Here is a 5,336-nt window from a genome sequence, read left to right as displayed (position 1 = left end):
GGTGTTCCTGCCGATGGCGGCGGTGGCGCTGGCGGGGGCGTGGGTGGCGACGCGGGTGCGGGTGCCGGTACAGGGCCCGGCGTGCGAAATGGCGTAGCACCGCTCGGTACCATGCGGTACCATTTTTTCATGGCTGGTCTGAATCTGCGGTTCACCGAGGAAGAGCTGGACGCACTGCGCGAGCGCGCCGAGGCGGAAGGCCGAAGTATGCAGGCGTTCGCTCACGAAGCGGTGGTCACTGCCATAAACGAACACTCGCGCCTCTTCAACGAGGCGGCGGATCATGTGCTCAAGGCGAGCGAGGAGCTCAACCGGAGGCTCGCCTGATGCAGTACCTGACACTCCCGGAGTTGCTCAATCTCGCCAAGCGCCTCGGGGCTGCCGAGGTGCGCGACTACGGGTTGCTGGAATCGGCACTGATGCGCCCGCAGGCGAGCGTGTTCGGCCAGGACGCCTATCCGGACGTCTGGCAGAAGGCCGCGGCTCTCATGGAGTCCCTCGCCCGCAATCGCGCGCTGATTGACGGCAACAAGCGCATCGCGTGGTATGCCACCTGGGTCTTCCTGCACCTGAACGGCCACCCCCTGCATCCCGATTTCGATGTGGACGAAGCTGAACAGTTCGTACTGAAGGTGTGCCAGGGCGAGTTGGAAATGCCGAAGGTCGCGGAGCTGCTTCCACGCTTCGCGCGATGAGGTGACCGCGCGGGTGTGACCACTGTCGCACCCGCGCGGCCACGCCCCCGTTCGTACCGGGATCATGTCGCGCCCCCGGTAGGGTGGCCCGGTTGTCGTACGTAACCGCACGCGCGGCCCTCGCGCACTCCCGCGCGTGACCACCCGCGCAACCCCACGTCCGAACCGGAGACCGTGACTACTTCCGCCTCCCACCACCTCTCACCCGCCTTCCCCGGCCGGGCCCCCTGGGGTACCGCCAACAAGCTGCGTGCCTGGCAGGAGCGGGCGCTGGAGCGGTATCTCCAGGAGCAGCCACGCGACTTCCTCGCCGTCGCGACCCCCGGAGCCGGAAAGACGACGTTCGCGCTGACGCTCGCCTCCTGGCTGCTGCACCACCATGTGGTCCAGCAGATCACCGTCGTCGCGCCGACCGAGCACCTCAAGAAGCAGTGGTCCGACGCCGCCCAGCGGGTCGGGATAAAGCTCGACCCCGACTACAGCGCGGGACCGCTGAGCAAGGAGTACGACGGCGTCGCCATCACCTACGCGGGTGTCGGCGTACGGCCCATGCTCCACCGCAACAAGTGCGAGCAGCGCAAGACCCTCGTCATCCTCGACGAGATCCACCACGCCGGTGACTCCAAGTCCTGGGGCGAGGCGTGCCTTGAGGCCTTCGAGCCCGCCACCCGCCGGCTCGCGCTCACCGGCACCCCCTTCAGGTCCGACACCAACCCCATCCCCTTCGTGGCGTACGAGGAGGGGAACGACGGCATCCGCCGCTCCTCCGCCGACTACACGTACGGCTACGGGAACGCGCTCGGCGACGGCGTCGTCCGCCCCGTCATCTTCCTCAGCTACAGCGGCAACATGCGCTGGCGCACCAAGGCCGGCGACGAGATCGAGGCCAAGCTCGGCGAGCCGATGACCAAGGACGCGATCTCGCAGGCCTGGCGCACCGCGCTCGACCCGCGCGGCGACTGGATGCCGAACGTGCTGCGCGCCGCCGACCAGCGGCTCAGCGAGGTACGCAAGGGCATCCCCGACGCGGGCGGCCTCGTCATCGCGACCGACCAGGACTCGGCGCGCGCGTACGCCAAGCTCCTGCGCGAGCTGACCGGAACCAAGCCGACCGTCGTGCTCTCCGACGACGGCGGCTCGTCGAAGCGGATCGACGACTTCAGCGCGAGCGAGGACCGCTGGATGGTCGCGGTCCGGATGGTCTCGGAGGGCGTCGACGTACCGCGCCTCGCCGTCGGCGTGTACGCCACCACCATCTCGACCCCGCTGTTCTTCGCGCAGGCCGTGGGCCGTTTCGTCCGGTCCAGGCGGCGCGGCGAGACCGCGTCCGTCTTCCTGCCCACCATCCCGAACCTCCTCGGCTTCGCCAACGAGATGGAGGTCGAGCGCGACCACGTACTCGACAAGCCGAAGAAGGCCGGCGAGGACGACCTCTACGCCGAGTCCGAGAAGGAGATGGCGGAGGCGGAGAAGGAGCAGGACGAGGACACCGAGGAGGAGCTGTTCTCCTTCGAGGCGCTGGAGTCCGACGCCGTCTTCGACCGGGTCCTCTACGACGGCGCCGAGTTCGGCATGCAGGCACGCCCGGGCAGCGAGGAGGAGCAGGACTACCTCGGCATCCCGGGGCTGCTCGAACCCGACCAGGTGCAGCTCCTGCTCCAGAAGCGGCAGGCGAGACAGATCGCGCACAGCCGCAAGAAGCCGGACGCGGAGGCGGATCTGCTGGAGATGCCGGCCGAGCGCCGGCCCGTCGTCTCCCACAAGGAACTCCTCGAACTGCGCAAGCAGCTCAACACGATGGTCGGCGCCTACGTGCACCAGAGCGGCAAGCCGCACGGCGTCCTCCACACGGAGCTGCGCCGGGTGTGCGGGGGGCCGCCGAGCGCCGAGGCGACGGCGGGACAGCTCAGGGAACGCATCAAGAAGGTCCAGGAGTGGGCCACCAGGATGCGGTGAACGGCTCCGGCTCACCCGGGCACGCACGGACCCGGCGCTTCGGCGGCCGGGTCCGCGCTGTTTCCGGCGCCTGCCCGTTCTCCGTCCGGCCGTTGTCCGTCCTCCGTCCGGGGTCCGCTCGGCCTCTGTCCGACCCGTGACCATCTGTCCGGGTCCGGCCGTTCAGTGCCCGACCGACATAGACGTAGTCGTCATCCGAAGTACTCGTTCGTACTTGTTCTGTCGGATTTAGCTTCTGAAGGAACGACAACTCGCCCCCTGTGCCCGGATTCTGGACGAGGCCTTCCGCTCAGCGGTGCCGATCGCTACTGTCCCCGGAAATAGGAACGTTCCGCAGCAATACCGCCGCGGAGCGCAGCCGGTGTGCCATGGCCAGCCGGCGGACTCGCCGAGCGGCGCCGAGGGACCGGCGTCGCCGACCAACGGCGCAGGACCGTCGTCACTCACTCCGAAGGAGGAGGGCGTCGTGACCGCGGAGACATCCCAGACGCTCGACCGGGGACTACGCGTCCTCAAACTGCTCGCCGACACCGACCACGGTCTGACGGTCACCGAGTTGTCCAACAGACTCGGTGTCAACAGGACCGTCGTCTACCGCCTACTCGCCACTCTCGAACAGCACACGCTGGTCCGGCGCGACCTCGGGGGCCGGGCCAGGGTCGGCCTCGGTGTGCTGCGCCTGGGCCGCCAGGTGCATCCCCTCGTACGGGAGGCCGCACTGCCGGCCCTGCGCTCGCTCGCCGAGGACATCGGCGCCACCGCGCACCTCACGCTGGTCGACGGCGCCGAGGCGCTGGCGGTCGCCGTGGTCGAGCCGACCTGGACCGACTACCACGTCGCCTACCGGGCCGGTTTCCGTCATCCGCTGGACCGGGGCGCGGCAGGCAGAGCGATCCTCGCCGCCCGCGCCGGTGCCAGCACGCTCACCGAGCCGCTCTGCACCCTCACCCACGGCGAGCTGGAGGCGGGCGCGGCAGGCGCTGCCGCCGCACTCGTCGGCGTGACCGGGATCGAGGGCAGTGTGGGGGTGGTGATGCTCGCCGACGCCGTACCCGAGCGCGTCGGACCGCGCGTCGTGGACGCCGCCCGCGAGGTGGCGGACGCCCTGCGCTGAGCACGCGCCGATGACGGGCTGAGCACGCACCGAGCACGGGCTGAGCACGGGCCGCGTACGGCGCCCGGAGCGGGCCCCCCGGCCCGCCGGAGGGGGCACCGGGACGGGGCGGATAGATTGGGCCGGTGTTCTCTCGTCTCTCGCGCCGCCTCAGCCTCGCCATCTGCGCCCTGCCCGTCGTCGCGCTGTTCGCCGTGGTCGGTGTGGCGCCGCTGCCGTACGCCGTGGCGCAGCCGGGTCTGACCGCGAACGTCCTCGGCTCCGACCAGGGCGAACCCGTCATCACGATCAAGAAGGCGACCACCAGGAAGACCGCGGGCCAGTTGCGGTTGACGACGATCATGGCGACGGTCCCCTCCGCCGACGTGGACTTCGGCGACGTGGTCGACGGCTGGTTCCGTACGGACCGCGCGGTGCTGCCGCACGACGCGGTGTATCCGCCAGGGGAGTCCGACACCGAGATCGAGAAGCACAACACCCAGGACATGGTGCAGTCGCAGAACGAGGCGGTCTCGGCGGCCCTCGGCTATCTGCACAGGGACCCGAAGTCGGTGGACGTCACCCTCCACCTCGCCGACGTCGGCGGCCCGAGTGCGGGGCTGCTCTTCGCCCTCGGCATCGTCGACAAGCTCGGCGGGGACGGCTCGGGCGGCGATCTGACCGGTGGCCGCTCCATCGCGGGTACGGGCACGATCACCGCCGGCGGCGCGGTCGGCGCGGTCGGCGGTGTCGCGCTCAAGACTCAGGCGGCGGGCCGGGACGGGGCGACGGTGTTCGTCGTACCGAAGGCGGAGTGCGGCGAGGCGAAGTCGGAGCTGCCGAAGGGAATGCGGCTGATTCCCGTCACGACGCTGAAGGGCGCGGTGTCGGCGCTGCGGGCGCTTGATAAGGGCGGCCGGGTTCCGAGCTGCTGATCTCCGGCGCCGCCGGTACGGGCCCCCGCCCGCGCTCCATGGCTCGCCAAGCAGGGAAGACCAGCGGACTCAGCGTCGCCAGCAGGTAGGCCCCGCCGACGGCCAGCATCGTGTGCCCGAGCCCCGCCCGCTCCACCAGGAACCCGGCGACGAGCCCGCCGAGCGGCATCGTCAGCTCGACGCCCGCCGTGGTCACCCCCGACACGCGGCTGCGCAGGCCGGTCGGCACCTGCTCGAAGATGACCGTGGTCAGGATCGGGTTGAGCACACCGGCGGCCAGACCGCCGGTCGCCATGGTCACGGCCAGCGGCAGCAGCCCGTCCGTCAGCCCCGCCACCACATACTGCGGCGCCCCGCAGATCAGGAAAGCGATCGCGAACACGGGGCGCCGGGGGAAGCGTTCGCCGTACGCCCCGTACAGCAGGGCGCCCACCAGCGCGCAGCCGCCGAACACGGCGGTGAGCAGCCCGAGATCGGCTGCGCCGCCCAGATGCTCCCGGGCATGGACCGGCAGCAGGACCGAACTCCAGCTCTGGCTCAGCCCGTTGGTGATCATCACCATCACGGTGATGCCGAGCAGCAGCCGGGTGCGGACCAGGAACGCGTAGCCCTCGCGCAGCTCCGTCCGGTAGGTCGCCATCGAGACGGGGGCGAGCC

6 protein-coding genes are annotated in these 5,336 nt (G+C 70.3%); 5 read left to right on the top strand and 1 reads right to left on the bottom strand.

Translation table 11 applies throughout. The annotated features are described in order from the left end of the window. Positions 1-129: 129 nt before the first annotated feature. The 5 genes from QR77_RS13010 to QR77_RS12990 all read left to right on the top strand — a co-directional run bounded on the left by QR77_RS13010 (position 130) and on the right by QR77_RS12990 (position 4,679). Positions 130-327, top strand: coding sequence for an Arc family DNA-binding protein (locus tag QR77_RS13010; protein ID WP_040021823.1), 198 nt, complete (start codon positions 130-132; stop codon positions 325-327). Continuing rightward, positions 327-695 (top strand): Fic family protein, encoded by a 369-nt coding sequence (locus QR77_RS13005; protein ID WP_040021822.1) that lies wholly within the window; start codon positions 327-329, stop codon positions 693-695. The genes QR77_RS13010 and QR77_RS13005 overlap by 1 nt, the downstream gene beginning before the upstream one ends. 174 nt (positions 696-869) lie before the next feature. Next, positions 870-2,651, top strand: a complete 1,782-nt coding sequence (locus QR77_RS13000; protein WP_040021820.1) for a DEAD/DEAH box helicase — start codon at positions 870-872, stop codon at positions 2,649-2,651. A 466-nt stretch (positions 2,652-3,117) separates the two neighbouring features. Continuing rightward, positions 3,118-3,765 (top strand): helix-turn-helix domain-containing protein, encoded by a 648-nt coding sequence (locus tag QR77_RS12995; RefSeq protein WP_040021818.1) that lies wholly within the window; start codon positions 3,118-3,120, stop codon positions 3,763-3,765. A 125-nt stretch (positions 3,766-3,890) separates the two neighbouring features. Then, the gene (locus QR77_RS12990; protein WP_040021817.1) at positions 3,891-4,679 is read left to right on the top strand and encodes a S16 family serine protease; all 789 of its coding nucleotides are present in this window, start codon (positions 3,891-3,893) and stop codon (positions 4,677-4,679) included. Here the strand turns inward: QR77_RS12990 and QR77_RS12985 are convergent. Continuing rightward, on the bottom strand, positions 4,609-5,336 hold a 728-nt coding region (locus QR77_RS12985; protein ID WP_150130564.1), incomplete at its 5' end, for an MFS transporter. The two genes, QR77_RS12990 and QR77_RS12985, sit on opposite strands and share 71 nt — an antisense overlap.

This window comes from Streptomyces sp. 150FB (genome assembly GCF_000818195.1).
Classification (GTDB): domain Bacteria; phylum Actinomycetota; class Actinomycetes; order Streptomycetales; family Streptomycetaceae; genus Streptomyces.
Note: the sequence above shows the minus strand (reverse complement) of the source record. Positions and strands in the feature narration are given on the sequence as shown.